The following is a 25,592-nucleotide window of genomic DNA, read 5'->3' on the forward strand; positions in this document are numbered from 1 at the left end:
AAATTGCGTCTGAAAATATGGATGGCTCTAAGCATGATGATGAATCTACTTTGAAAGATGCTCCAAAGTCTGTTGTGATAAATTAAAATCAAATGGAACAATTATAAGAGCAAAGAAAAAAACTTAAAGAAGTCCGTACAAAAGTGCAACAATATAGCTGGTGGCAGTTATTATTTGATCCGACTCCACTTATATTGTTGGCTTCTGCACTGGGTGTTGCTTTTCAGACAACTCTATGCTTGTTTGGAAAAAATAGCATTTTAATTTTGAAAGGATAAGATATCAGATGAGAACTTTGAATTCAAGATTTAAACGTTTGTTAAGGTTACGCGACGTTGAATTTTTTATGGTGGAATTAAGTGATTCGGAAAAAACACCTTTTTTATTGTTTCACGATGAAAGGTTATCAGGAGACAGTAATCATGTTAATATTTATTTGATTTCTGATTTTAAATTATCTGAGGAATCGTATCAAGACGTTTTGAGTTTTAATGATGATCTTTTAGATATGAAACATGGTTGTTCTTATTTTATGAAAACTGTTTCAGTTGAAGAAGAGTTTGATTTTGATTTTCCTGACGATATGCTTGCTATTCGTAAATATGTGCAAGAAATACTTTCTTTGTTGGGAATTGATAAAGAACTTCCGGACTTTAAAGAAACTGCTTTTAATTATTTATCGCAAGATTAGTGTCAAGAATCAATATTGGCGATATTTCATTGCAAAAAATTGTTTCTTGACTTATCATAAAGATAAGGATAAATTCTAAAGAAATTGCATAAAATAAAAAAAGAAGACCCGACTGTTGGTAGCAGTCGGAGTCCATTGTACAAAGTGGCCCATCAAAGGGCTGACTCAAAAGGTTGGTTTTAAAAATAGACCTTTCCCTTAAAGTTTAGAGGCTCAAGGGAAGGTCTATTTTTTATTTATATACGACAACAAGGCAAGAATAAACATGCCAAAAGCAATCATTAAATAGATTGCTTGAAATGTTGTCATGAGCATCACCCCCTTTCCATAGGGTAGGGGATGAGCCAGATTCCCTTGAGTGAGCCAAGACTTTGTACATTGAATATTTTACCACACACTCCAAAGGGCTGAGAGTGTTTTTTATTTTCCGAAGGCAAAATGTTGATGAAAAGTATGCATTTCAAAATAATTTTTCGAAATGTTTATCTTTAAATATGGCACAACCAAAGGAAACTAAAAGATTGTATTTGGCAAAAAATATGTCTTTTGTGTAGCTCTTTTTTGACCACATACTTCAGAGTGACCACTAAAATGCCCACCATTTTTTCAAAACTTGCTGAAAAAACATAAAAAAGTGTTGTTTGTAAGAAATCTTATAAGGTTTAGAGATTGGAAGGGAACGAATGTTCGAGAAAGATCATTTTTAAAAGGGTGATGTGAATGGTCTTGAGAAGGCTGTGAAAGTTTTTCAAAAGGCGAATAGTCTGGCTGTGGATGGGGTAGCTGGGAGAGTTACTTGGACAAGATTTTTTGTATAAGGGGCTGTCTAAAAAGTCCTTTTTCAACATAAATCAGGGGGGAATTGCAAGACTCTCACGGAAAGCGAGCAATTTCCCAATTTTTATTCATCATTACCATGCATTAAATCATCTAGTCTTTGGTTCTGTTCTTGAATTTGTCTAAAGCGCTCTATTCTATTCCTTAAATATGTTAATGAAATTTTTTCGTTACTTGAATCATTGGATTGGTATATTGTAACTTTTGCGCCTTCACTTGATAGAGATGTAATCAGTTTTTCCAGGTTAGCAGTCTCTTCTTCATTTTCAAATAGAACACACTCAAAAACAGGTTCGTCATTTTCAATTCGTGATGTAAGTTCACTTAATCCGAGTTTAGTGAAACTTCTCAAATGTTTACCATACTTTAAAAAGTTATTGTCATTTTCAACTTTCAGACTAATTTTCCACATTTTTTATTCTTTTCTGTTTTAACGCTCTGGGGTAGTCTGTTGCTGTTTTTCTGTTTTTGTAGCCATAGCTTTAAGTGTGGTGACCGAATCATCGTTTTACCATTATGTTTTGTTAGACCAGATTGTATAGAGTGGTTATTTTTGTTCTTAGAAGCTATCTTCATCTAGACCTTTTCATTTCTTAAGTTTCCTTGCAACCTTTCCTGTTAAAGGGAGTAAGCAAAGAGGTTTTATTTCTTCATAGTTTTTGTTGGTGTTGAAAATTTAGCAGTAACTGCTCGCCAACACCACGCAATTCAGACGCTTCAAGTGCAAAACATAGTTAAAACTTTGCTGCAGGAACTCCAATTAGAACTTTTTGAACCGTTTTCTAAATGTTGTTGTTTTATAGCGGTTAGTATTTTGTTTGTGGTTGATATGGCTTTTTTCCAACTTAATATGCCCATAAATTACTTTAACATATCTTCCAAACTAGCCCATTATCGGTATGCTACAGCAGCAAAGCATTCTCCAGTTTAAACAGATAAACTCCTTCAAAAGTTCTCTTATTATTATAATAATACCCATTGGTTTCCACCGACAAATGTTCCGATTTTTTCGAGGTCTTTTTCATATTATATGTGTCACTAGTTATCGATGTCTAGCGAACCTTTATACTATCTGATTCGTGTGAAAGGCTTAGATGAGGGAGCAGCTTTTTCCACCCACTACTTGAGTTTTTGCTGTAAATAAGGGTTGCTCTTTTAGATATTGCATTTGATTTATCCGCTGGAAGAAAAAGAAAGCATACTAATCTGTCTACTACGGAGGGGATTTTTTATGGGGACAAAATGACGGATTTTAACACGTAAGCCATAGAAAAGCATTGATAAAAGCAAAGTTAGAAGAAGGTTAACCATATTAATGTAGAGCGGATAGATAAGATAGAGAACCCAGTCAAGGAAATCCAAGAATTCCTCGAAGATCCTCAATCTAACATTCCCCCTTGAAGCAGAGGTGGAAATGCTATAAAAGCTCTTAGAGATGTAAAAGGGAATACAGGATGATTGAAGTCATGAGAATAGGGAAAATTGGGTAGGAAGAAAAAATGTGTTGGAAAAACCTATGATATTTCTTTTCTTTAATTTACATGTCATAGTACCGATATAATGATTAAGTAGAATTGAAAGAGTGATGCCAATTGTTATCCTTAGGAGATATCATAATAATAGAATTCGAAAACGAAAATCAAGAAGATGTCATTGCGAAAAGCAAAGTGTCATCTATTGAAGAAAATGTTTTAAGAGTACAATATCCTGTTAATGAAGAAACGGGAAGGACTGTTATTATTCCAACAAATACAATGGTCACGATTCATTTTGTAAATAAAAAACGAGTCCCGTATAAGTTTACCAGTGTCATACAGGGACGAGAGATCCATTCCAATATCCATGTATTAACTATGTATTTACCTGAAGAAGATCAAATGACAAAAATTCAAAGGCGGCAATTTTTTAGAGTAAATGCAACGCTTCCGGTCACTGTTCGTCCATATGGATCTGGCTCAATATTTAAAACATATACAGCAAATATTAGTGCTGGAGGTGCGGCCTTAATCATTGAAGACACAGAAAAACACGAACCAGAAAAAGATTTGAAATTAAGTATCTCTCTACCAAATGAGGAGCATGATGACGCTGTGATTAACGTTCATGCTCAAGTCAAACGCACTTACCTTGATCGCAGAACAAACAAACAGATCATGACAGTTGAATTTATCATGATGAATGAGCATGATAAACAAATATTTGTTCAATATTGTATAAAATGCCAATTGATAGAAAGAAGAAAACTTAAATCTGAATCTGAATGAGATGTTCTATTTGCTATTGTCTAGATGGGACAGCCTACGGTGTCTTTGTTCAAGGTAGAGAATGTTAACCCTCCAAAAATTGAGGAAGACGGTGATCTGCCACGGATTCTCTTATTACAATGGAGGGTTTTTTATGGAATTTATATAAAGAACTGTTGACGAGGCATAACTACTGAAAGTGCAGATTTTTTTTGACCTTTCAAAACTCTAGATTGAAAGTAAATAAAATTTACTGACCGCATTAATGGTTGGACTGCAAAGGTCTGTGACTGAATGAAACAGGATGGATGGTGTGAGAGGCTTAGCCATGCTTCTCAATGTTTCTGCATGTAGCAAGGCAAGAGCCAGAATGGTAATGTTACCATTAAAAAAGGCGGCAAAGCCGGTTTTATCGCTGAAGATATCAAACGATAAGAGCAGGCGCTAAACAATTCCACTGATGAATAAGTACACAAAACTGAATAAAAAAATCAAGATTCCTATCAGAACATTATACTTTTGAAGCGAGTTCTTATCGTAATTTTTTGATATAAGAATGAACCCAACTGATAGGTAGGTAATAAACATACCAATTTCAAACTTAAATAAAAGAGCAATAAGAACTCCAAATACAAGTGCCACTGCAAGGAAAATCTTCAAAAGTGGATTCAAAATATCTCTCCTCTTTAGCAAAGCCAGTTATGATTTCACAAAAAAACTTATTATTTCCATTATATCACAATGAAAACGCTCTGTTGGGGATAAAGGAACTTTTTTTAAAAACCCTGTTATTTACGAACTTATTATTTTAAAAGCCGATAGACAAAGCCGTTTCCTCTTTAGACACCCTCGGCTGCTGAACAGCCGAATTACTCGATGCAAAATTGCCCATCAAAAGGCTGGTTCAAATGAAACTTAAGAGCTTTTCAGGATTTTTCTTTCACAACACGGCAATCAACATGCTGAAAGCAATCATTAAATAGATCGCTTGACACATAGGGAAGGGGATAAGCCAGCTTTTCTTGAGTGTTTTGAATATGAATATTTCACCATATAACTCCGATGTTGAGAGTATTTTTTATGATGTCTCCATCACTCATATCAAATTAGGATAACGAATCATTTTAAGGCAAATGAACGCCAACTTTTTGAGCAGCTTTTACGAAGCGGCTGGTCATTCAAGCATACTAGAAGTCTTAAAAAACTCATTGGTGAATTGTTGTCCAACTTTCATTTAGAAAAAACAGAAATTTCTGTCAATATACTGAAAAGGTACCGATTCATAATGTTTTAGTTATTTGCAGATATGTATTATACTGTAATTGTAAGATGAGATGGATAGATAAAGGGGTGTTTACATATGGAAATTAAGTCGGTAACTTTACAAACGGAATGTATCAAAGAGATGAGAAAGTTTTATGTAGAAAAATTCGGATTTCCTTTACTTAAAGAAGATAAAAATAGCATTCAAATTGCAATTGGTTCAAGTGCGTTAAAGTTTACATCAGAAAATATAGAAGGTAAGCCATATTACCATTTTGCTTTTAACATTCCAGCTAATAAATTTGCTGATGCAAAATCATGGGTTAGAGAAAAAGTTAGCTTAAATATTGAAGATGGAGATGATGAAGTATATTTCTCAGGTTCACATGCACATTCACTTTATTTTTATGATCCTGCAGGTAATATAGTTGAGTTCATTTCTAGGCATTCTATCTCTAAAAAAGGGTTGGAACCTTTCTCTATTGAGTCTGTTCTAAATATTAGTGAAATAGGTCTGATTGTAGATGATGCAATAGATGCAGGTAAAAAGCTGATGGATATCGGAATTCATGAACGAGAAAATGAGCCTTTAAGCCCAACCTCACTTCATTTTATGGGAGATGCTTCAAAAGGAATATTCATTTTACTTACTCAACCAGGAAGAAGATGGCTTTTTTCTGATAAATTATCTGCTATATATCCTCTTGAGATTATAACGACCAATAACAATCGAGTGATAATGAACTCAGATAAACAGTTAGAAGTGTACAAGACTAGCAATAAGTAAAGATTTTGTTTTGCATGTTAGATTTTAGTAATGGTTGAGTTTTCGATAGCATCACGTTGGACAATGTAAAAAACAATGGCTTTTTCTTGAACACTTTGAACTCTTTTTATGTAATCGGCTTTTTTAGCTAACTGAGTGAACCAACTTTGTGTGTGGTATTTCTAAGACATTCTAGATTGTAATGGGCTCCGTTGGGAGGTGAGATTTGAGGAAGGTATTGCGCTTATACTTGGAGCGAAACAAGAAATCAACGTGATCGATGCTAATTAGATGTGGAATGTTATATTCTTTTCTGAGTTTTTTTTTTGAAAATTAGCAGTATGATCCCTGATGCTATTAAACTTATGATTAGTGATGTTGTGTCTAGTTTGAAAATATTCTTTATCCCATTAATAAAACAAGACCATAAAATATATATAGTAATAGCGCTTAAAATAAACATTCTGAACCATCTGGGGATGGCTAGCCAAACTTTTAGAAATTTTGTTGAGAATTTTGCCATTTTATCCTCCTGTTAACCCTCTGACTTGTTATGAAAAATAATATAGTAGTTCTGAAGGCAGCAGAAGCCAATTGTCAACGCTAAATGTCTCACTGAAGCGAGAGCGGAAGGGATTTAAGGAGTTGACAATCTTGCTACCGAATCCTCTTGGTATTGAACAAAAAAACATGCGATTTCTATTTGCCTTTAAACCAGACTGCATCTTTTATAATGTCCGAGGATAATGATACACCTCTTCTAAAGTTTCGGTCGCAAATACTTCCTATGGTAAGACCTCTTCAGTGAAATAATCAAGTATCATACATCCCGCTCCCTGTGCTACGATATTGTAAGCTGCAGTTGACTTCTTAATCTGTACATGACGATTTGGAAAGTGCATGAGTCGCTTTTGTGCTGTTTCAGAGGCTACTTCATAAAAAAGAGGTTTTGGAACTAAGGTTCCTCCACATATCACAATATCTGGGCGCAAAAGGAAAATCAAATTACTAAGACCGATACCAAAAAAATAAGCTGCTTCCTTAACGACTTCAAGACAAAGAGGGTCTTCTTTCTCTATTGCATTTAAAATATGGTGAAAATTGATATCTTCTACATCATGAATCTTATCCTCAAGTAAGGACATGTGACCACGTTTCATTCGCCGGACGACTTCATCACGAATAGCTGGCAAACTGCTATATGCTTGTAGACAACCATATGATCCGCATGAGCAACGTCGGCCGTGGAGATCGACTATGGTGTGTCCAAACGCATCATTCATGTCATTTTTGTTATGAACCAATCTGCCTTGTAAAATTGTACTGTAACGAATCCCCATATCACTAGAGACAAAAACGACATTATCTGTTTCTTTCCAATAGTTATTGCGGTATTCAGCTAATGCTGCCAAATTTGTTCCATTATCAAGCAGTACGAGGGTTTTATTTTTCTGTTTTAAATGGTCGACAATATTTAGATTATCCCATCCTTCTGCAGGAAAAGAATGAGGATTTGTGATCACTTCCCGTTCTTGATCAATAGGATCCAAAACGCCGATACCAATTCCTAGCAATTTGTCCCTTTGAATGTTGTGTTTCGCTAATAGTTCATCGATGCATTGGGATACAAAATTTAATGTGTACTCTCCTGTACATTTGGAATCCATCTTTAATTTTTCAATGGCTAAAATATTTAAGTTCAGATCCAGAAGCAATACTGTGGTGTATAAATTGGTAATTTCCACGCCAACTAAATAATAAGTGTTAGGATTGATAACGTACATCAATGGTTTTCTTCCGCCACTTGATTCTCCAATCCCACTATCATAGATCAGTCCTTCTTCAACAAGTTCATCGAGTAGACGTGCACAAGTCACATGTTTGTAGCCAGTTAGTTCAGTAAGTGTATTGATCCTTACAGGCCCAAACTTGCGAACCAAGCTATATAAAAGTTTTAGTTTTTTTGTCTTTGGCGATGTTAGCCCCACAAATTGGTTTAGCATTATATTTCCTCCGAAGACTCTTCATTTATTATATTTATTTTATCTAATTTATTTAAAAAGATGAAGCCAAATCATTCTAATCTTTTATTTATTTATATAAAAAGAACGCCGTTTAGAAGGTGTTATTTTGTTTTTCTTTTGTTATTTTTACATACTTTTTATAAAAATGAAATTTAGTTATTTACAATCAGTCGTTTTACCTGCTAAACTAGTCTTAACAAATTGTTATGAATGTTGTCACCTTAACAGTTTGTCTAATAGCTTATTTATTTAAGGAGGAGTTATCAATGCATAATTACCAAGAAATTTTAGAAGCTAGAGATTTTATTATGAATAAAACTGCTCATCGTCCAACGATTGGAATGATTTTAGGATCAGGTTTAGGAGCTCTTGCTGATGAAATTGTAAGCCCTTTCAAAATTCCTTATCATGAAATTCCACACTTTGCGAAGTCTGAAGCAGTTGGACATGCAAATGAATTAGTCATAGGAGAATTGCAGGGAAAAACGGTAGTGGTGATGAAAGGGCGTTTTCATTATTATGAAGGCTTTAGCTTGGATGAAGTAACTTTTCCAGTACGTGTGATGAAGGCACTAGGTGTAGAAAATTTGATGATTACTAATGCATGCGGTGCGATTAATACAAGTTTTAATCCAGGGGATTTAATGCTAATTACTGATCACATTAATTTAGTTGGTACAAATCCATTGATTGGTCCTAATCATGATAAATTGGGAACCCGTTTCCCAGACGTTTCTGAAGTTTATCATCAGGGTTTACGACATATTGCCTCTACTGTAGCGAAAGAACAAAATATTACATTACAACAAGGTGTATATGCTTGGTGGAGCGGACCGACATACGAAACCCCAGCTGAGATTCGGATGATTCGCACATTAGGTGCGGATGCTGTTGGTATGTCAACAGTCCCAGAGGCAATTGTTGCTGTTCATGGAGGTATGAAAGTACTTGGTATTTCCTGTTTAACTAATATGGCATGTGGGATTCTTGATCAACCATTAAGTCATGATGAAGTAATTGAAGTAGCTGCTACAGTAAGAGAGAAATTTATTAAATTAGTTAAAGAATCTATTGCAAGAATGTAAGACAAGATGAGGTCTCAGGTGATTGACGCCTTGTTGGCTATTGAAAACCTAAGATGTGCAATCGGTTTCCAGAGAGAGCACACGTGTTGACGATCGTCATTTGTTACAGTTACATGATTCAATTATATTATTCTAACTGTTTAAGTCTCTGATTTTTATGATCGACAAATCAACTATTATGCTTAAGATCAGGAGGAAGAAATGAATACAAAATTACGTCTTCGAATTATGTTTTTTCTTCAGTTTTTCATTTGGGGATCTTGGCTTGTAACAATTGGATCTTATATGATCAACACGTTGCATTTTACTGGAGCTCAAGTCGGGCTTGTTTTTAGCTCAAAAGGAATTGCTGCAATTCTGATGCCAAGTATTACAGGGATTATTGCAGATCGTTGGATAAAAGCAAATAGATTATACGGGATTTGCCACTTTTTTGGAGCTGGCGCATTATTGGTAGCTGCACAGATTTCAGATCCTATCATCATGTTTTGGGTTATGCTTTTTAATGCAATCGTTTACATGCCAACAATTGCTTTATCTAATGTCATTTCTTATGTTTCTTTAGAAAAAACAGGGCTTGATACAGTAAAAGACTTTCCGCCTGTTCGTGTTTTTGGAACAGTTGGTTTTATTCTTGCCATGTGGACGATCAGTTTTTTAAAGCTTGAATTGAGCAACATTCAGTTATACGTTGCTTCCGGTGCTTCACTCTTACTTGCACTGTATTCATTGACACTCCAAGATTGTCCAACATCGAAAGCGAAGAAGAATAAGTCGCTCGTTAGTCTTTTAGGCATTGATGCTTTCGTACTTTTTAAACAAAAGAAAATGGCGATCTTTTTCCTTTTTGCGATGCTGTTAGGAGCAGCACTCCAGATTACGAATACTTTTGGGAATCCATTTCTACATGATTTTGCATTGGATCCTCATTATAAAGATAGTCTTGTTGTTAAATATCCAGCAGTTTTATTATCAATATCACAGATTTCAGAAGTATTCTTTATCCTTGCCATCCCTTTTTTCTTGCGTAAATTCGGAATAAAAAAGGTTATGTTGATCAGTATGGTGGCATGGACTTTACGTTTTGTATTCTTCGCTTATGGAAACCCATCTAGTGGAGGATTTATTTTATTACTATTATCAATGATTGTGTACGGTTGTGCATTTGACTTTTTTAATATTTCCGGAGCGATTTTCGTAGAAAAAGAAGTGGATCATCGAATTCGCGCGAGTGCACAAGGTTTATTCATGACAATGGTTAATGGAATTGGTGCCTATGTAGGTGCTATTATGAGTGGGAAGGTCGTGGATTATTTCACTGTAGACGGTGTGAAGGATTGGCAAAGTATTTGGTTAGTGTTTGGAGCATATACGCTCATTCTCGCCGTTGTTTTTGCAGTAAGTTTTAAATATAAACATGACCATAATGAAATGAAGAAAGTAACAATAGGTCATTGAAAACTTGAAGTAGCAAGGAGAAAGATCAGGTGGGATTATGAAAGGGATTATATATATCATCTTAGGAGCTTGTAGCTATGGAGTTTTATCTACGATTGTAAAATTAGCTTATAAAGCTGGATTTATCGTGAATGATGTTGTTGGAATTCAAATGTTCTTGGGGGCGTTCATGTTGTGGGGAGGTGTGTTTTTTAGCAGTAAAAAGCGTTCAAACACAAATAAGTATGTAAAGCCAACCAAAAAAGAAATTTTTCTGTTAACTGTGGTTGGGTCTACAACAGGATTAACAGGAATGTTTTACTACCTTTCCCTTCAATACATTTCTGCATCATTAGCAATTGTCCTTCTATTTCAATTTACATGGATGGGCGTGTTCATTGAGGCGCTTATTAATCGAAGGGTTCCAGAGAAAGGGAAGTTGCTCTCGTTAATTCCTTTATTTATCGGAACACTCTGTGCTACCAATATATTTTCAACAGGAGTAAGCCATATCCATTTGTTAGGATTTTTATTTGGGCTATTGGCAGCCATGTCATATACGATCTTTATTCTACTCAGTGGAAAGGTTGCCGTTCAAGTAAATCCTATGACAAAAACAGCACTTATGATTTCCGGCGGCTTTACAGTCTGTACAATCATTTTACCGCCTACATTCTTTGCTAACGGAAAACTACTAGTAGAATTGTCTCTAGAATTTGGGATTTACTTAGCTTTTTTTGGTCCCTTTCTTTCAACATTGCTGTTTTCTAAAGGTGTTCCACTAGTTGGTTCTGGTTTGGCATCCATTTTGGGAGCATTAGAGCTTCCTACAGCGGTTATAATGTCTTTGTTTGTCCTAAAAGAACATGTAGGTGCTTCCCAATTTGTAGGTATACTTCTCATTTTAGCAGGTATTTGTCTTCCTAGATTGTTGAAAAAGAAAGTTTTAATTGAGAATGCAAGTACAGTGAATAAAAATTTTTGAATTTAAGTTTATAAGTCCAAGTTTTGAAACACCATAGATATTCCTTCTATGGTGTTTTTTGACTTTAAGAATATATGGTCTATAATTATTGTAAATTATCTAAATAAGATTAAACTTGTTTGAAGCCTTGATGGGTCATATTTCCATTGGCTGCTAAACTCCAAATTTCACAGTATGGAGGAGTGAAGTGAAATGAACAAAAGCTTCTTACCGATTGGTATTATTTTAGTAAGTCTTATCGTCATGATTATAGCGTTTCCGAATGTGCCGCATGAATTACCTGTTCACTGGTCAAACGGTAAACCTGATCAATATGTTGATAAAACATGGGCTATGTTGTTAATGCCTTTTCTTATGGTAGTTTCGCATATGTTATGTCATAAAAATAACATGACCATATTATATAAAGTCAATATGACGATGCTAAGTTTTTTTTGTCATACACTTGGTCATCATTGCTTTTGGCTTAGGTTTCGAGTTTAATATTCGCTTGTTCATCGGAGCTTTACTTGGATTTTTTATCATCATTGTGGCTCATCCTATGCAAAAAACAAAATCTAATCATGCGTATGGATTGAGGACACCGTGGACATTAAAAGATGAAAGAGTGTGGAAACAGGTCAACCGTTTTGGAGCAAAATTGTTTGTTGTCATAGGCTTTCTAATAATAGGATTATCTATTGTCATACCTGAGTATATAACAATTGTTCTGATTGGTTTGCTATTGGTGGGCGCATTAATAGCAGTTTATGCCTCATATATAATCTATAAGAAACTAAATAGTTAATAGATTTACTTACAAGGAGCTGTCTAAAAAGCCCTTTTTCAACATAAATCAGGGGGAATTGCGAGACCCCGCAGGAGCAAGGAACGAGCTCCGAGGAGGCTCGCGGATCGCCCGCGGAAAGCGAGCAAATTCCCCAATCCACACGACTTTCAGGACACCTCCGACTGTTTCAGAGCATGGGGAGAGCAGCACGACCTAATCAGTGTATGATCTGCTTTTCTAGTTATGAAAGTGTCGATATTGATTACAAAAAGAAGCCCAATGTGAAGGCTTCTTTTTGTACCATCATTTAATCTCTCAAGATTAACAAGTCGTTGATTCTGAGTCAACAGAGCGATTGATCTCCTTATCAGACTTGGACTGAGGTGCAACACAAACTTTATTACGCCCAGTCCTTTTTGCTTGATATAAAGCCTTATCGGCCATTTCAATTAACGTAGAAGAATCATCTGCAGTACCACCAGTGCAAGCAACACCGATGGAGACTGTAATCGAAACTTTTTCTCCACAACTAAGCGGAAATACATGGTTTTCAACGGATGCCCTAATTCGTTCACTAACTTCAAGGGCTCGGTTTAATGGACAATCTAAGAGCAACACTGTGAACTCTTCTCCGCCATTTCGACTCACAAGATCAGATGATCTTATGGAATGTTTAAGAATATGTCCAAGTTCTTTTAAAACGATATCACCTTGTTTATGTCCATAAGTATCATTTACTTGTTTGAAAAAGTCGATATCAATATAGAGTAAACATAGCTTTTTACTCTCGGTTTCCGAGTTTTTCCATTGAAAATTTAAAATTTCATGGAATTTCCTAACATTATTTAATCCGGTTAGTCCATCTGTAAATGACTCTAATTTATATTGATTAAATAGTTTTTGAGTTTTTCTTAAATACTCCAACATATAAAATGAAAAGAAGCCTGATAGGTATGAGATGACCCAATATGAAGGGAGTAAATGACTTAATAGCCTTATATCTTTTATTAGGAAAGAAAAAATAACCGATAATATGGTGTTTGCTAGTGTCAGTGTCGTCAATATTTTCATTCTTTTTGAAAAGTTCACGTTTGCAATCCATATAGAAACAAGCGTACATAATAATAAATAAATAACAGCTGCAATATTTATACTAAATAACAAGCGACCTAGCATGATCAAAATCATGGCTATCAATGCGGGAAGACTACCGCCATAAAATGCAAGTAAAACGATAGGGATATGTCTAAGATCAACCATCGTTTCATCAATATGAATACTATATTGCATTAAAATATTCCCCAATAATCCTCCTAACAACCCTAAAAGAAGCCGTGTTTTAAATGGGGAATTCCGATGAATCGGCAGTGAATTCGTAAATTGAGTATACAAAAAAATACACGAACAAAGCATTGCTAAGTTAATCATCAAATCTTTTATGAACACTATCATATTTATCACCGTTTTTCACAATAACACAAAATCTTTAAAATGTAACCACTATATTTTTCTATAAAACATGGAATAAATGGAACAAATACGAATTGTAAATCTAATTGTTTGTTAAACTTATCGAACAATTAGATTGGAGAAATACGGAATACGAAATGATTATGCTATAATTTTCTTTGTCAAAAAGCATATCGGGAAATTTTTTCTCGCAGTTATATTGATGCCTTAAAAAGGAGGCCGAACACAAGAAAGGATTGAATCACATTGAAAGATGCTTATTATCGAAACATCATGGTTTTACTTCTCTGTTTGACAGCAGGAATAGTAGATGTGATTGGCTATTTAAGTATAGGTCATGTATTTACCGCAAATATGACTGGGAATATCATTTTTTTAGGATTAGCGATCGGTCATTCACTCCAAAAAAGAGTGATGTACTCACTGACTGCATTATTGAGCTTTATCATCGGTGTAGTGATCGCATCGATGATTGTTTGGAAGCAGGAAAAATCATTGTGGCCTTTTGTCATAACCAAAACACTTGCTGTTGAAGGGTTTGTTTTGCTGCTCTTTGCCTGTCTATCCCTATTCCATCCTTCCCCACACCTTTTAATCATGTTGCTTAGTATTGCAATGGGTCTTCAAACGATCGCTGCAAGAAAGCTCAATATTGCGGGTATTTCCACTACTGTTTTGACTGGAACGCTCGCTTCTTTTTTCGAAGATATCATGAAGCGATTTTGTAGCAATAAGAACAAAAAAAACTTTCAATCAGATGCATTGTTACGGGCTTTTGCAATTGTGTTGTATTGTCTTGGCGCTATTATCGCTGCATTTACTAAACCCGCTTATCCATTTGTAGCTATTTGGCTCCCGATTTTGATCATTTTTGGGATGATTATTGTCACTGAAATCATGTTTCAAGTTGAAAAAAAGCATTTTTTTAACTCTAAATCTATGTAGTGTAAAAAGGGATTATAACGATTGGAAAAAACCCGGTCTTAGGGGACCGGGGCGACAAAAATTGTCTAATAGATTGAGTTAAGGTGTTAGTAATGCTTTTTAAAATCGAAATACTTACAATAGTAATACTTCTTGTCATGATCATGGTCATAATACTTTTTATCGTAATCATAATCATAGTCATAGTGTTTCTTGCAAGGATCGAAATACACCTTTTTACACTTGAAGTAATAGTAATCATCATGTTTTTTATGGTGGTCATAATAGTAATCCATAAAACTTTCCCTCCTTCATATTTTAATCAATTTTATAGTATGTCATTTAAATGAAACAGTTTGTGTATTTGCTACGTATATTAAAAAGAGGCGAATTACTAGAGTGAGAGGATGATGATCGCGGATAGAATAGTTGATATTTTTCGTATCGATGGATTGAAAATTGAATACTCAATGCTAGGCGATGGTGAACCTATACTTGTGATGCATGGTGGACATTCAAATTGCTATGAAGAGTTTGGCTATCAAGCCCTGTATGAAAAAAGTTTTTCATTGATTACACCTTCTCGATCTGGCTATGGTCGAACATCTAAAGAAATCGGAGACACTTTGGAGAGTGCTTGTCATTATTATTTGGCATTACTGGATCATTTAAAAATAGACAAAGTTCATGTGCTTGCCATGTCAGCAGGAGGACCAAGCGCTCTTTATTTCACTTCAGTATATCCAGACAGAGTGAAATCGTTGATTTTACAAAGTGCTGTGACAAAAAAATGGCTGACAAAGAAAGACATTGAATATAAGATCGGAAAAAGCTTGTTTCATCCGTTTGCTGAAAAGGTCGTTTGGAAATTGATTTCATCACTGAGTAATCGATATCCAAAATGGATATTTAAAAAAATGATCCCTTCATTTAGCAGCTTGCCTCCTGAACAAGTGATGTTTAAAGTGAAAAATGAAGATATTGAAGAGTTACGAAAAATGAATAATAGACAGCGCTCAGGTCATGGCTTTATAATTGATTTAAAAAATATTGATGAGCTATCAGTTTATCACTTACAGTCGATTACTTGCCCCGTTTTAATTATGCATTGTCCGCACGATCGAGCGGTTCCGCTTGATCATGCTGATCATGCCAATCAATATCTGCCTAATTCTAAGATTTATCAGGTAGATGCATGGGGACATTTGATTTGGCTAGGAACTGGAGCTAACTCAGTTGCAGACAAGGTGATCAGCTTTATTCATTCGCTAAAATAAATTTATTTTGTAGTATGGAAATGCTTTCATGTGGCAGGGTAACTGATATACTTAATAAGGAGGAACAACGTATGCTTATCGTTACAACAGATGCAATAGTAGGAAAAAACATTCAAGAAGTAAAAGGACTCGTTACAGGAAGTATTGTACAGTCACGAAACATCGGAAAAGATATCCTTTCAGGATTCAAATCGGTAATTGGCGGGGAATTAAAAAGTTATACAGGTATGCTTGAAGACTCAAAGAAAATGGTGAAGGAACGTTTAATTGAACAAGCAGAAGCTGCTGGCGCAAATGCCATCGTTGGACTAAGGTTCGAGCTTTCAGCCGGCCAAGGTACTTCTGAATTAATCGGATATGGAACGGCTGTCATTGTTGATTAATCTAAAAAGTCCTTTTTCAACATAAATCAGGGGGAATTGCGAGACTCCTGCGGAAACAGCGAGCCAGGCGAGACCCAAGAGGAGCAAGGAACGAGCTCCGAGGAGGCTCGCGGATCGCCCGCGGAAAGCGAGCAAATTCCCCCAATTTTATTCATCGACACGACTTTCAGGAATTTATTAACTTATTTTGGCTCTGACTGCTCTGCCTTGTTATTTTTATTGATAAAGTGGGGGTATTTCTTATAGATGATCACCATAATGATCAGCATGTATACACCATAGATCGCAAATGATATCAGTTTGTGTTCATTGAAATTAGCACCAGCAATGGAGATAACGAACACATTCGGAATTTTTCCCAGTGTTGAAGCAACAAAAAAGATGAGCCACTTGACTTTGCTTAATCCACAGACAATGTTCATGACAACGGAAGGAATGACAGGGATCAGCCTTCCTAAAAGTACGGCTGTGAAAGCATTTTGATTAAAATAACCTTCATATTGATTCATTTTAGGATATTTCAGCATTTTTTTCTCTGCCCAATCTCTAAACCCATAACGAGCAAGAAAAAATAGCATCATTGTTCCTAGCATTGATCCTGATAAAGTGATCAATGCCCCGTTGATGATTCCAAAGACAGCTCCATTTAACCCAGCGATCACGGCAAACGGAACAATGGGAAAAAACACACAGACCGCCACAATCAGGCAGCTAAATATAATAGAATAAATGCCTCCTGCTCTAACTAATTCAAGCCATGACTCTTTTTGAGAAAAACCGATCACAATGATCATAATGACCGAAAGAATACTTAACCATTTTTTTGTCATAGTTGCTGTTTCTGCCTTTCTTTTTTAAGTACTTAGCAATACGTTTTCTAAATAGGTGAAAATCTCGTCAGTTTTTGATAAATTGCAATTACTAAGGATAATGAGCACCTTTTTTTGATTGATATATCTGTTGATCGTGCTGTAAAAACCATGTATTTCGCCTTCATGCCATATTTTATATGTGTTTTGTTTATTAATAAACCATCCATACCCGATCGAATTGTTTTGGATAAGGTTTAAAACAGGACCTTGTTTTTGATAAGCTGACCTTTTGAGACAGGTGTAAAGGGTGTCTCTCAGTGTGCTTTTCGTTAACAGTTTTTCAGTATAAAGAGCGCGATCCCATAAATACAAATCCTCGACTGTTGAGAAGAGCCCGCTTTCTCCATGACCGTATATAGTAGGTGCTTTAATGACTGCCTGATTCATACATATGTACCCAACAGTTGGAGCAATATCTGCCGGTGAAGTGAAAAACCCTGAATTATTCATGCCTAACGGTTTAAATATGAGCTTTTGAATGACGTTTTGGTAAGAATCTTTTGTAACAATTTCCAATATTTTAGAAAGAAGAATGTAGCCCGAATTGCTATAGTTAAATTTCTCGCCAGGATTGAACTCGAGCGGTTTGTCAATAAAACGCGTGATGAGTTGATCAATTGGTGTAAGCTCTAACTCGATATCAAGCAACTCTTCTGTTAAGAAATCAGGAATTCCTGAAGTGTGGCTTAACAAATGTTTGATCAGGATCTTGTCCCCATTTGGATAGTCATTTAAATATATTTCAAGGGGGTCAGAGATGTCAATCAGACCTTTTTCATGAAGTTGCATAATAGCCATTGCTGTAAACTGTTTTGTTAATGAAGCAATTTGAAAGCGAGTATCCGCTTTATTTTTGACTTTATCCTTGTAATTAGAGTATCCATAGCCTTTGGATAAAATAATGCCACTTTGATCAGCTAAAAGAATACTACCATGAAAACAATGGGTGGATACCCGTTTCTCCAGATAGGTATCCAGCTGTTCTGTTGTGTATGTCAATAGAACCAGTCCTCTCAGAATCTACCTAGAATCAAATGAAAAAGGAAGTTAAATAAAATCATAACAACATAACTTTATAAAAGTTTTTTTATGTTTACTATAAAACGGGCTATAATTTAAGCTAATTTAAAAAACAAAGCCAGTGAAGAAAAATACTTCACTGGCTTTGTTTTTCCAAAAACTTCTATATTTGAGGTAAATCTTTAGCTTTTTCCGCGGCTTGTAGATCCATCCGGATCTGTTCCGAGAGGTTGGTCGGATGATAATAACCTTTAGAAATCATATAATTGGTAATTTGTTCATGGGTGTCAATGGCGTCATTTAAATATTGTTTTAATGTTTCACGTACTTCTGGAGAGGAAGTTTCGGTAATGGCAACAGCGATATTTTTTACCCCTGATTTGGCAGAGATGAGAAAATCAGTTGCGACTACTTGTTCGGTCAACGCTCCCATCCCTGTCATGTTTTGGATGAAATCATTCACAGTGTTTCACTCCTAACCGTTAAAAGACCTTGTAAATGTTCAATCTGTTGTTTTGTTCGAGATGCATCACGTTGTAAAATATCTTTAAGCTCTTGATCTTTGACAAGACCGGTCATCGTTGCAGACTTTGTTAAGCAAAGATTTTTAAACATTAACAGCTCATGAAGTTCCAGTGTTTCATGAATCGCATTGTTCAAGCATCAACACTCCTGTTCATATAGTTTACTTCTGTTTCGTTCATATTTTCATGATTTCAGGCTGGATTTATTCGATTCATTTATTGGAACAATTAGCAAATTGTCCATTAAACTTTACGGATACGGAAAAATTTAGTTAATAACCATGTGCCTTGTGGGAAACTTAATGTCAACTGCCAGACACCTCCGTCATCAAGGTCATACTCTTGCATAAGTTCCAGTTTCCTGCCAATACTTTGTGCATCTTCAAACCAAACTGTATGCTTGTTACCTAGTTATCGACATATTGAAAGAATGGTGATTCAAATTCTTTTGCATATTGAACAGGAACTTGATATTTCATTGCAAGCCGAATGGTATGTTGGTTTGAAATTCCTGGATAGACAACACCTTGTTGATAAGGAAGTGTCCCTTATATCCATAATGCGGGAAACCAAGAATAATTTTATGTTTTGGAACATGATTGAGGGCAAATTGAATGGTTGTGCAATCGGTCCTGGCTCACTTGTTCCATGATGCCAGTCATAAGGCATAATAAACATGTAGTCGCTGAAAGAGGCAATAGCTGAATAATCATAACCATGTGATATGATTACTTGTTTTTGGCGGGACAGCAACAGTCAAAACATAGCCGGAAGTTCGTTTAAAAAGGCAGGGAATAAATCCTTATCTTTAGCTGAGACATTTTCAAAATCAATATTGACTCCTGCATAACCCTTTGTTTGAATGGTGCGAAAAATGTTTTCAACCAAGTTTCGTCTAACAGCTGGCTGCTGTAATACTTGATGAATAAGGTTTGAACTAAATCCTGTTTTTGTTAAATTGGTAACCGTCATAATGGGAGAGACATCGCCTTTCCATCCTGTTTTAATCGCTGTTAAATCATTGAGTTGACTTAAAGATCCTTCACTTGAAAAGTGATATTCAAAAAGTGCCAAGTATGTGGTGTAGGGAGCAAAATTTTTGATCAATTCCTGATCTAACTGGGGATTTCTTGTTGGTGTAGTAACCTAAACCTGTTATGTATTTTTTTGAAGTCTTGGGAATTGTCAATTTCATTCCCGGGCGTAAGAGGCTGGGAGTTATCGCTGGATTTACCTTTTTCAAGCTTTCTACACTTAAAAATGTCTTATTTGCCATCGAATCAAATCCAACGAAATTCCTAATTTTGCACCAATGGAAAATAAAGAGTCTCCAGGCCGAACGGTATAGATGAACAACGAATCCACTTCCTTCTTTCATGACTTGTGAAACTCTTAAATATTCATATGTTTGAGATGATCTGTTCATGCTGTTTTAAAAAAACAAGAGGAAGACCCTAGGGATAGCTAGGATTTTCCTAAAGATCATTTTTAAAACATTTCATTAATTTCCCAAGATTCTACTATTTGATAAGCGGTTTGCGGATCCATTCCACGCCCCAGTAAATATGCCATTGCAGCCACTTCTGTCATGGCATGTTGATAAGAAGTGCCCTTTGCTTCCTTTAAACCATAAGAAACAAAAGGAGCGATCGTATTTAATGTCATGGATTTCAGTTGTGGATATAACGGGGTTTTCATCGTATGGGCTGTCGTTTCTGATTGGGGATATTGCGGAAACTGTCTACCTTGCATCGCATACATATGATTCATGTAATCCATTATTTTCTTCCTTTCTTAACTTGATGAATTCGATTATAGCTTATGCTCCGCTCATGTCCTACGTGTTAGGCATGTTCCTATGTTAGGTTTCAAAAGTCTAGTACGGAAAGAAAGGATAACCGTACCCGCCGTACCCGCCATACCCACCGTATGGACCTAGCAGTGCCCCTGCTGTAAGGCCTCCTAAAAGTCCGCCGAAAAACGGACCGGGACCGTAAAAGAATGGTCCGCCAAAGGGTCTTCCGAAAAAGGGTCTTCCATAAAAAGGTCTTCCGATAATTCGATAATCACCGTGAGAAAAATGATCATGTCCGATTACGTTCATAAAAAATCCCTCCAATAATATAATGATACTTGACTACAATAATGTATTCTGCCTAAATGTTTTTGCTTGGGCAGACGGCTATAGGTCATCGGAATTTCTATGGCACCTGCCTTAAAAGGAGAGAGCAAAATGGGATTATATCTGTCAGATTGGGATCTGGCGCCTGCACATGCTCATGCGTACCGGGCGAGAACATCTGAATTTGCTGGGCATGTTCATTTAATTGAGGGATTTTCACAGCCTGCTAATGGAAGTAATACAGATGCTCATATCCATTTTTATTCAGGAATTACCTCATTTGAAAATGGTCATTACCATAGATACTACGGGATGACTGGGCCGGCCATTTTGAGAAAGGATGGGACTCACTATCATGAGATAGGGGGGACGACTTATTTTGCTTACACAAAGTCTCCCTCTATGCATTATGGGGGGATTGTTTATGTAAGCGGGGACCGTAAAGAAAGGCATAGGCATTCATACCGCGGCGTGACGAGAGAAGTGGTCGGAAATGAACCGCTCGGATGGTAATGTTTATATGTGGTATAAATTGGATAAAATGAAATTTAAAAGCTAAAATGGTATAATGGGAGGAGATTGTATAAAAGAGAGTGATCATTAGTGAATAAAAACAAACCATCTGTCATTGTCATGATCGGTCCGACTGCGGTTGGCAAGACACAATTGAGTGTGATGTTGGCTGCCAGTTTAAACGCAGAGATTATTAGCGGAGATTCAATGCAAATTTACAGAAAAATGGACATTGGCACAGCGAAAATTAAAGAAGAAGAAATGAATGGAATACGACATCATCTTCTTGATATAAAAGACGCAACAGAACCTTTCTCAGTCGCAGAGTATCAGCAGATTGTGAGAGAAAAAATTGCTGAGATTGAAGATCGCGGAAAATTGCCGATGATTGTCGGGGGAACAGGGCTTTACATTCAATCGGTTCTTTATGACTACTCATTTACAGAAGAAGCAGGAGATTCTAAGTTTCGAGCAGAAATGGAAAGACTTGCAGTTGAAAAAGGGAATGAATATGTGCACTCTTTACTTAAAGAACGCGACACTAAAGCGGCAGAAGCGATTCATCAAAATAATGTTCGCAGGGTCATTAGAGCGCTTGAGATTTTACATACCTCTAAGAAAACAATGTCCCAACATATCAAAGATCAACAAAAACAACTTTTATATAACACAGCACTTGTCGGTTTGACAATGGACCGCCAAGTGCTTTACGACAGAATCAACAACCGGGTTGATCTAATGATGGATGAAGGACTTTTAGAAGAAGCAAGGCAATTTTTTGAAGATGAAAAAGTGAGACACTCGCAATCTGTGCAAGCGATCGGTTATAAAGAACTGTTTGCATATTTCGAAGGCAGGGAGACGCTGTCAGAGGCTGTCGAGACGTTAAAGCGAAATTCAAGACGCTATGCTAAACGGCAGCTGACATGGTTTAGAAATAAAATGGATGTCACATGGTTTGATATGACACCGCCAGTTAAAATCGAGCAGAAAAAGCAGGAAATTTTCACATATATAGCAGGAAAGATCGAATTTTAAGCGAAACAATATGATATAGAGAAATGAGGAGGATCAAGAACATGAAAACGATAAATATTCAAGACCAGTTTTTGAATCAGATTCGTAAAGAAAATACATTTGTCACAGTCTTTTTACTAAATGGATTTCAACTCCGAGGTCAAATAAAAGGGTTTGACAATTTCACAGTATTGCTTGAAACAGAAGGAAAACAGCAGCTTATTTACAAGCATGCGATTTCTACTTTTGCACCGCAAAAAAATGTTCAGCTTGAGCTCGAATAACCATCTTTTCATAAAGAACCATGCCGGCGGACGGCATGGTTCTTTGCATTCTCTAAATCAGAGCTTCAAGGGGAAAATCAAATCCGATGCTTTCAAATTTACAAACTGTCCTCTAATCGATAAACTATAAACTAAATCGTTTTTTCGCAGGAAGGAATGAACAGAATCATGAAACCGAATATTGTCATCAACCATTGGGAAGAAACATGTGAAAATGATTCTTGTTATGAATATGGCACAAGCATCATTGTGAATGGAAAAGAACTGATTAGGGAAGCCTCGATCTTCACTGCTGTTCAATCAATTCTTAAAGAACTTGGGATCGAAGCCGATATGAAAGAGGTATGTGAGAATAAGTGTTGTAACACTTACAAAAAATAAGCGAAAAAGTCTAGTCTACTATCTTATTTTTTTTCATGTTATGATAATTTCAGTTTATGAGTAGAGTGAGCAAACAGCTCTTTTTCTACTCATATTTCTTTGCCTTTGCAGCTTGTTATGCTGATACATAAATGTGAACTTTTTTTCGTCTCGAATCAATATGTTGTGTTTTGGTGAGTGATAGTATACCATATATTGTGTAAGGTCAAGTCTAGAAACAATTTTAATAGGTTGTGATAATGTTGATTCAAATCGTATTTGATTCAAAGACGGGGAATGTTCAGCGCTTTGTGGATAAAACACCATTTCGGAATATAAAGAAAGTCAACACAGAGGAATACTTAGATGAACCGTTTATCTTAGTCACCTATACAACAGGATTTGGGGAAGTTCCGAAAACAACTGAGATGTTTCTGGAAAAAAATGCTCATCTGTTAAGAGGAGTTGCTGCAAGCGGGAACAGAGTATGGGGAGAATATTTTGCAAAAAGCGCAGAAAAAGTATCGAAACAGTATCAGGTTCCGATTCTCCACCAATTTGAACTCAGTGGGACGATCAAAGATGTTGAACGATTTACTCAGGAGGTAGAAAGAATTGTCACAAAATCAAGTGCCAAAATGGATCCAGTTAAACAATGAGATTATGATCCAAAAAGATGGAAAATTTCAGTTTGATAAAGATAAAGAAGCTGTACATAGTTATTTTGTAGACTATGTCAACCAAAATACGGTTTTTTTTCATGATCTGAAAGAGAAAATTGATTATTTAATCAAAAATCAATATTATGAAGAAGAATTTTTAAGCAAATACACGTTTGAAGAAATCAAAGAAGTATTTAAACAAGCTTACACTAAAAAATTTAGATTTCCGTCATTTATGAGCGCGTTTAAGTTTTATAACGATTATGCGTTGAAGACAAATGACAAGAAAAAAATACTTGAACGCTATGAAGACCGGATCTCAATTGTCGCTTTATTTTTTGCGAATGGTGATAAAGAAAAGGCACTGGAATTTGTTAAGGTGATGATCAATCAGGAATATCAGCCAAGCACACCAACATTTTTAAATGCTGGACGCAAGCGTCGCGGTGAACTTGTTAGCTGTTTTCTTCTAGAAGTGAATGATTCATTAAATGACATTTCTCGGGCCGTGGATATTTCAATGCAGCTATCCAAGCTTGGTGGAGGCGTTTCTCTGAATCTTTCAAAATTGCGGGCCAAAGGTGAAGCTATAAAAGATGTTGAAAATGCCACAAAAGGGGTTGTCGGCGTCATGAAGCTCCTTGATAACGCGTTTCGCTATGCTGACCAGATGGGGCAAAGACAAGGTTCAGGTGCAGCATATTTAAACATTTTCCACCGTGACATTAATGATTTCTTAGATACGAAGAAAATCTCTGCAGATGAAGATGTCAGGGTAAAAACACTGTCTATTGGTGTTGTCATACCTGATAAGTTTATTGAACTTGCAAGAGAAGATAAAGCGGCATATATATTTTATCCCCACACTGTTTATAAAGCATACGGCGAGCATTTGGACGAAATGAATATGGACGAGATGTACGATCAGTTAGTTGAAGATCCAAGGGTGAAAAAAGAAAAGACAAACCCCCGTAAACTGTTAGAGAAACTTGCGATGTTAAGATCGGAATCCGGGTATCCATACATCATGTTCCAAGACAATGTCAATAAAGTCCATGCATTGAATCATGTATCAAAGGTGAAGTTTTCTAACCTTTGTTCAGAAGTTCTTCAGGCTTCCCAAGTTTCGTCCTATACAGACTATGGTAAAGAAGATGAAATCGGTCTGGATATTTCCTGCAACCTTGGTTCTTTAAATATCCTGAATGTGATGAAAAACAAATCACTTGGACAAACGGTCAAACTTGCGACAGATTCATTGACACATGTTTCAGAAACGACCAACATTACGAACGCACCTGCTGTCAGAAAAGCAAACAAAGCGATGAAATCAATTGGTCTTGGGGCGATGAATCTTCACGGATATTTGGCACAGCATGGAATTGCATATGAAAGTGAAGAGGCTAGAGATTTTGCAAATACTTTTTTCATGATGATGAATTTTTATTCGATTGAGCGATCAGCAGAAATTGCCAAGCAAAAAGGTGAAACATTCCATCAGTATGAAGGTTCTACTTATGCGACTGGAGAATACTTTGAGAAGTATGTGACACAAGACTTCACACCAAAGTTGGACAAGGTTGCACATCTTTTTGAAGGTATGCATATTCCGACTAAAAAAGACTGGAAACGCTTGAAAGAATTTGTAAGAGAACATGGTTTGTATCACAGTTATAGACTGTGTATCGCACCGACAGGTTCAATTTCATATGTGCAGTCAAGTACTGCGTCAGTAATGCCGATTATGGAACGAATTGAAGAGAGGACATATGGCAATTCGAAAACCTACTATCCAATGCCAGGACTTGCACCAAGCAATTGGTTTTTCTATAAAGAAGCATACGATATGGATATGTTCAGAGTTGTTGATATGATTGCAACGATTCAGCAGCATGTTGACCAAGGGATCAGTTTTACATTGTTCCTAAAAGACACAATGACGACACGCGATCTGAATCGGATCGACCTTTATGCCCACCATAAAGGAATTAAAACACTTTACTATGCAAGAACGAAAGATACAGGGCAAGAAGGCTGCCTTTCTTGTGTCGTTTGATTAAAGGA

General features: G+C 36.1%; 29 protein-coding genes and 1 pseudogene. 18 read left to right on the plus strand and 12 right to left on the minus strand.

Translation table 11 applies throughout. The features are described 5' to 3' along the window. Window positions 1-349: 349 nt before the first annotated feature. Window positions 350-691: a hypothetical protein gene (locus HOO54_RS10555; RefSeq protein WP_309244904.1), complete on the plus strand. Its 342-nt coding sequence runs from the start codon at window positions 350-352 to the stop codon at window positions 689-691. Between the two features lie 225 nt (window positions 692-916). On the opposite strand, the gene HOO54_RS24255 is transcribed toward HOO54_RS10555, so the two are convergent. Beyond that, entirely contained in the window at window positions 917-1,006 is a 90-nt protein-coding gene (locus HOO54_RS24255; protein ID WP_309244869.1) for a putative holin-like toxin, read from the minus strand. 401 nt (window positions 1,007-1,407) lie between these two features. Here HOO54_RS24255 and HOO54_RS25160 point away from each other — a divergent pair, with 401 nt between their 5' ends. Continuing rightward, window positions 1,408-1,509, plus strand: coding sequence for a peptidoglycan-binding domain-containing protein (locus HOO54_RS25160; RefSeq protein WP_172295007.1), 102 nt, complete (start codon window positions 1,408-1,410; stop codon window positions 1,507-1,509). 83 nt (window positions 1,510-1,592) lie between these two features. Here the strand turns inward: HOO54_RS25160 and HOO54_RS10565 are convergent, their stop codons facing one another. Further along, a complete protein-coding gene (locus tag HOO54_RS10565; RefSeq protein WP_172295009.1) occupies window positions 1,593-1,940 on the minus strand; it encodes a hypothetical protein in 348 nt (115 codons plus the stop codon). Window positions 1,941-3,120: 1,180 nt separating this feature from the next. On the opposite strand from HOO54_RS10565, the gene HOO54_RS10570 reads away from it, so the two are divergent. Together HOO54_RS10570 and HOO54_RS10575 are read left to right on the plus strand one after the other, a co-directional pair. Continuing rightward, complete coding sequence (locus HOO54_RS10570; protein WP_172295011.1) at window positions 3,121-3,792, plus strand: flagellar brake protein; 672 nt, start codon at window positions 3,121-3,123, stop codon at window positions 3,790-3,792. 1,339 nt (window positions 3,793-5,131) lie between these two features. Beyond that, window positions 5,132-5,821, plus strand: a complete 690-nt coding sequence (locus HOO54_RS10575) for a VOC family protein (RefSeq protein WP_172295013.1) — start codon at window positions 5,132-5,134, stop codon at window positions 5,819-5,821. A 764-nt stretch (window positions 5,822-6,585) separates the two neighbouring features. Here the strand turns inward: HOO54_RS10575 and HOO54_RS10580 are convergent. Beyond that, a complete protein-coding gene (locus HOO54_RS10580; protein ID WP_172295015.1) occupies window positions 6,586-7,803 on the minus strand; it encodes an ROK family protein in 1,218 nt (405 codons plus the stop codon). A 287-nt stretch (window positions 7,804-8,090) separates the two neighbouring features. Between HOO54_RS10580 and HOO54_RS10585 the strand changes: the two genes are divergently transcribed. From HOO54_RS10585 to HOO54_RS25165, 5 genes are all read left to right on the plus strand, one after another. Continuing rightward, window positions 8,091-8,909, plus strand: coding sequence for a purine-nucleoside phosphorylase (locus tag HOO54_RS10585; RefSeq protein ID WP_172295017.1), 819 nt, complete (start codon window positions 8,091-8,093; stop codon window positions 8,907-8,909). Window positions 8,910-9,110: 201 nt separating this feature from the next. Further along, on the plus strand, window positions 9,111-10,367 hold the full coding sequence (locus HOO54_RS10590; protein WP_172295019.1) for a nucleoside permease: 1,257 nt from the start codon (window positions 9,111-9,113) through the stop codon (window positions 10,365-10,367). A gap of 37 nt (window positions 10,368-10,404) precedes the next feature. Then, window positions 10,405-11,331 carry an EamA family transporter gene (locus HOO54_RS10595; RefSeq protein ID WP_172295021.1) on the plus strand — a complete coding sequence of 309 codons (927 nt, stop codon included), beginning with the start codon at window positions 10,405-10,407 and terminating at the stop codon, window positions 11,329-11,331. A 192-nt stretch (window positions 11,332-11,523) separates the two neighbouring features. Then, window positions 11,524-11,814, plus strand: coding sequence for a DUF1648 domain-containing protein (locus HOO54_RS10600; RefSeq protein WP_172295023.1), 291 nt, complete (start codon window positions 11,524-11,526; stop codon window positions 11,812-11,814). A 58-nt stretch (window positions 11,815-11,872) separates the two neighbouring features. Further along, window positions 11,873-12,118 carry an SdpI family protein gene (locus tag HOO54_RS25165; RefSeq protein WP_375335833.1) on the plus strand — a complete coding sequence of 82 codons (246 nt, stop codon included), beginning with the start codon at window positions 11,873-11,875 and terminating at the stop codon, window positions 12,116-12,118. A 303-nt stretch (window positions 12,119-12,421) separates the two neighbouring features. Here the strand turns inward: HOO54_RS25165 and HOO54_RS10610 are convergent, their stop codons facing one another. Further along, window positions 12,422-13,552, minus strand: coding sequence for a GGDEF domain-containing protein (locus HOO54_RS10610; protein ID WP_172295027.1), 1,131 nt, complete (start codon window positions 13,550-13,552; stop codon window positions 12,422-12,424). A gap of 291 nt (window positions 13,553-13,843) precedes the next feature. Here HOO54_RS10610 and HOO54_RS10615 point away from each other — a divergent pair, with 291 nt between their 5' ends. Further along, window positions 13,844-14,515 (plus strand): YoaK family protein, encoded by a 672-nt coding sequence (locus tag HOO54_RS10615; protein ID WP_172299479.1) that lies wholly within the window; start codon window positions 13,844-13,846, stop codon window positions 14,513-14,515. Between the two features lie 86 nt (window positions 14,516-14,601). Here the strand turns inward: HOO54_RS10615 and HOO54_RS10620 are convergent, their stop codons facing one another. After that, a complete protein-coding gene (locus tag HOO54_RS10620; RefSeq protein WP_172295029.1) occupies window positions 14,602-14,790 on the minus strand; it encodes a spore coat protein C in 189 nt (62 codons plus the stop codon). 111 nt (window positions 14,791-14,901) lie between these two features. On the opposite strand from HOO54_RS10620, the gene HOO54_RS10625 reads away from it, so the two are divergent. Further along, the gene (locus tag HOO54_RS10625) at window positions 14,902-15,771 is read left to right on the plus strand and encodes an alpha/beta fold hydrolase (protein WP_253907653.1); all 870 of its coding nucleotides are present in this window, start codon (window positions 14,902-14,904) and stop codon (window positions 15,769-15,771) included. A gap of 71 nt (window positions 15,772-15,842) precedes the next feature. After that, entirely contained in the window at window positions 15,843-16,154 is a 312-nt protein-coding gene (locus HOO54_RS10630) for a YbjQ family protein (protein ID WP_172295031.1), read from the plus strand. A gap of 182 nt (window positions 16,155-16,336) precedes the next feature. Here the strand turns inward: HOO54_RS10630 and HOO54_RS10635 are convergent, their stop codons facing one another. The 7 genes and pseudogenes from HOO54_RS10635 to HOO54_RS10665 all read right to left on the minus strand — a co-directional run bounded on the left by HOO54_RS10635 (window position 16,337) and on the right by HOO54_RS10665 (window position 20,674). After that, window positions 16,337-16,984 carry a TVP38/TMEM64 family protein gene (locus HOO54_RS10635; RefSeq protein ID WP_172295033.1) on the minus strand — a complete coding sequence of 216 codons (648 nt, stop codon included), beginning with the start codon at window positions 16,982-16,984 and terminating at the stop codon, window positions 16,337-16,339. Between the two features lie 24 nt (window positions 16,985-17,008). Next, window positions 17,009-18,025, minus strand: coding sequence for a serine hydrolase domain-containing protein (locus HOO54_RS10640; protein WP_172295035.1), 1,017 nt, complete (start codon window positions 18,023-18,025; stop codon window positions 17,009-17,011). 184 nt (window positions 18,026-18,209) lie between these two features. After that, a complete protein-coding gene (locus HOO54_RS10645) occupies window positions 18,210-18,509 on the minus strand; it encodes a spore coat protein (RefSeq protein WP_172295037.1) in 300 nt (99 codons plus the stop codon). Next, window positions 18,506-18,706: a hypothetical protein gene (locus HOO54_RS10650; RefSeq protein ID WP_172295039.1), complete on the minus strand. Its 201-nt coding sequence runs from the start codon at window positions 18,704-18,706 to the stop codon at window positions 18,506-18,508. The genes HOO54_RS10645 and HOO54_RS10650 overlap by 4 nt, the downstream gene beginning before the upstream one ends. A gap of 107 nt (window positions 18,707-18,813) precedes the next feature. After that, window positions 18,814-19,926: pseudogene (locus tag HOO54_RS10655) on the minus strand (glycoside hydrolase family 18 protein). A 132-nt stretch (window positions 19,927-20,058) separates the two neighbouring features. Further along, on the minus strand, window positions 20,059-20,349 hold the full coding sequence (locus tag HOO54_RS10660) for a hypothetical protein (RefSeq protein WP_172295041.1): 291 nt from the start codon (window positions 20,347-20,349) through the stop codon (window positions 20,059-20,061). Window positions 20,350-20,446: 97 nt separating this feature from the next. Beyond that, the gene (locus tag HOO54_RS10665) at window positions 20,447-20,674 is read right to left on the minus strand and encodes a hypothetical protein (RefSeq protein WP_172295043.1); all 228 of its coding nucleotides are present in this window, start codon (window positions 20,672-20,674) and stop codon (window positions 20,447-20,449) included. A 129-nt stretch (window positions 20,675-20,803) separates the two neighbouring features. Here HOO54_RS10665 and HOO54_RS10670 point away from each other — a divergent pair, with 129 nt between their 5' ends. The 6 genes from HOO54_RS10670 to nrdE all read left to right on the plus strand — a co-directional run bounded on the left by HOO54_RS10670 (window position 20,804) and on the right by nrdE (window position 25,584). Further along, window positions 20,804-21,205 carry a YmaF family protein gene (locus HOO54_RS10670; RefSeq protein WP_172295045.1) on the plus strand — a complete coding sequence of 134 codons (402 nt, stop codon included), beginning with the start codon at window positions 20,804-20,806 and terminating at the stop codon, window positions 21,203-21,205. Window positions 21,206-21,325: 120 nt separating this feature from the next. Further along, a complete protein-coding gene (gene miaA, locus HOO54_RS10675; RefSeq protein WP_216664879.1) occupies window positions 21,326-22,243 on the plus strand; it encodes a tRNA (adenosine(37)-N6)-dimethylallyltransferase MiaA in 918 nt (305 codons plus the stop codon). Between the two features lie 41 nt (window positions 22,244-22,284). Continuing rightward, on the plus strand, window positions 22,285-22,506 hold the full coding sequence (gene hfq, locus HOO54_RS10680) for an RNA chaperone Hfq (protein WP_172295049.1): 222 nt from the start codon (window positions 22,285-22,287) through the stop codon (window positions 22,504-22,506). A gap of 168 nt (window positions 22,507-22,674) precedes the next feature. Further along, window positions 22,675-22,887, plus strand: coding sequence for a hypothetical protein (locus tag HOO54_RS10685; protein WP_172295051.1), 213 nt, complete (start codon window positions 22,675-22,677; stop codon window positions 22,885-22,887). A 242-nt stretch (window positions 22,888-23,129) separates the two neighbouring features. Further along, window positions 23,130-23,525 (plus strand): class Ib ribonucleoside-diphosphate reductase assembly flavoprotein NrdI, encoded by a 396-nt coding sequence (nrdI, locus tag HOO54_RS10690; RefSeq protein WP_172299483.1) that lies wholly within the window; start codon window positions 23,130-23,132, stop codon window positions 23,523-23,525. After that, on the plus strand, window positions 23,482-25,584 hold the full coding sequence (nrdE, locus tag HOO54_RS10695) for a class 1b ribonucleoside-diphosphate reductase subunit alpha (protein ID WP_172295053.1): 2,103 nt from the start codon (window positions 23,482-23,484) through the stop codon (window positions 25,582-25,584). Before nrdI ends, nrdE begins: the two co-directional genes overlap by 44 nt. Window positions 25,585-25,592 lie beyond the last annotated feature (8 nt).

Origin of the sequence: Bacillus sp. WMMC1349, assembly GCF_013155385.1 — a bacterium.
In the GTDB taxonomy this organism is placed as follows: Bacteria; Bacillota; Bacilli; order Bacillales; family Bacillaceae; genus Bacillus.

Coding starts and splice junctions, on each gene's coding strand:
- HOO54_RS24255 (WP_309244869.1), bottom strand. CDS start 1,006: ATGCTCATGACAACATTTCAAGCAATCTATTTAATGATTGCTTTTGGC.
- HOO54_RS10565 (WP_172295009.1), bottom strand. CDS start 1,940: ATGTGGAAAATTAGTCTGAAAGTTGAAAATGACAATAACTTTTTAAAG.
- HOO54_RS10575 (WP_172295013.1), top strand. CDS start 5,132: ATGGAAATTAAGTCGGTAACTTTACAAACGGAATGTATCAAAGAGATG.
- HOO54_RS10580 (WP_172295015.1), bottom strand. CDS start 7,803: ATGCTAAACCAATTTGTGGGGCTAACATCGCCAAAGACAAAAAAACTA.
- HOO54_RS10585 (WP_172295017.1), top strand. CDS start 8,091: ATGCATAATTACCAAGAAATTTTAGAAGCTAGAGATTTTATTATGAAT.
- HOO54_RS10590 (WP_172295019.1), top strand. CDS start 9,111: ATGAATACAAAATTACGTCTTCGAATTATGTTTTTTCTTCAGTTTTTC.
- HOO54_RS10595 (WP_172295021.1), top strand. CDS start 10,405: ATGAAAGGGATTATATATATCATCTTAGGAGCTTGTAGCTATGGAGTT.
- HOO54_RS10600 (WP_172295023.1), top strand. CDS start 11,524: ATGAACAAAAGCTTCTTACCGATTGGTATTATTTTAGTAAGTCTTATC.
- HOO54_RS25165 (WP_375335833.1), top strand. CDS start 11,873: ATGCAAAAAACAAAATCTAATCATGCGTATGGATTGAGGACACCGTGG.
- HOO54_RS10610 (WP_172295027.1), bottom strand. CDS start 13,552: ATGATAGTGTTCATAAAAGATTTGATGATTAACTTAGCAATGCTTTGT.
- HOO54_RS10615 (WP_172299479.1), top strand. CDS start 13,844: ATGGTTTTACTTCTCTGTTTGACAGCAGGAATAGTAGATGTGATTGGC.
- HOO54_RS10620 (WP_172295029.1), bottom strand. CDS start 14,790: ATGGATTACTATTATGACCACCATAAAAAACATGATGATTACTATTAC.
- HOO54_RS10625 (WP_253907653.1), top strand. CDS start 14,902: ATGATGATCGCGGATAGAATAGTTGATATTTTTCGTATCGATGGATTG.
- HOO54_RS10630 (WP_172295031.1), top strand. CDS start 15,843: ATGCTTATCGTTACAACAGATGCAATAGTAGGAAAAAACATTCAAGAA.
- HOO54_RS10635 (WP_172295033.1), bottom strand. CDS start 16,984: ATGACAAAAAAATGGTTAAGTATTCTTTCGGTCATTATGATCATTGTG.
- HOO54_RS10660 (WP_172295041.1), bottom strand. CDS start 20,349: ATGGATTACATGAATCATATGTATGCGATGCAAGGTAGACAGTTTCCG.
- HOO54_RS10665 (WP_172295043.1), bottom strand. CDS start 20,674: ATGAACGTAATCGGACATGATCATTTTTCTCACGGTGATTATCGAATT.
- HOO54_RS10670 (WP_172295045.1), top strand. CDS start 20,804: ATGGGATTATATCTGTCAGATTGGGATCTGGCGCCTGCACATGCTCAT.
- miaA (WP_216664879.1), top strand. CDS start 21,326: ATGATCGGTCCGACTGCGGTTGGCAAGACACAATTGAGTGTGATGTTG.
- hfq (WP_172295049.1), top strand. CDS start 22,285: ATGAAAACGATAAATATTCAAGACCAGTTTTTGAATCAGATTCGTAAA.
- HOO54_RS10685 (WP_172295051.1), top strand. CDS start 22,675: ATGAAACCGAATATTGTCATCAACCATTGGGAAGAAACATGTGAAAAT.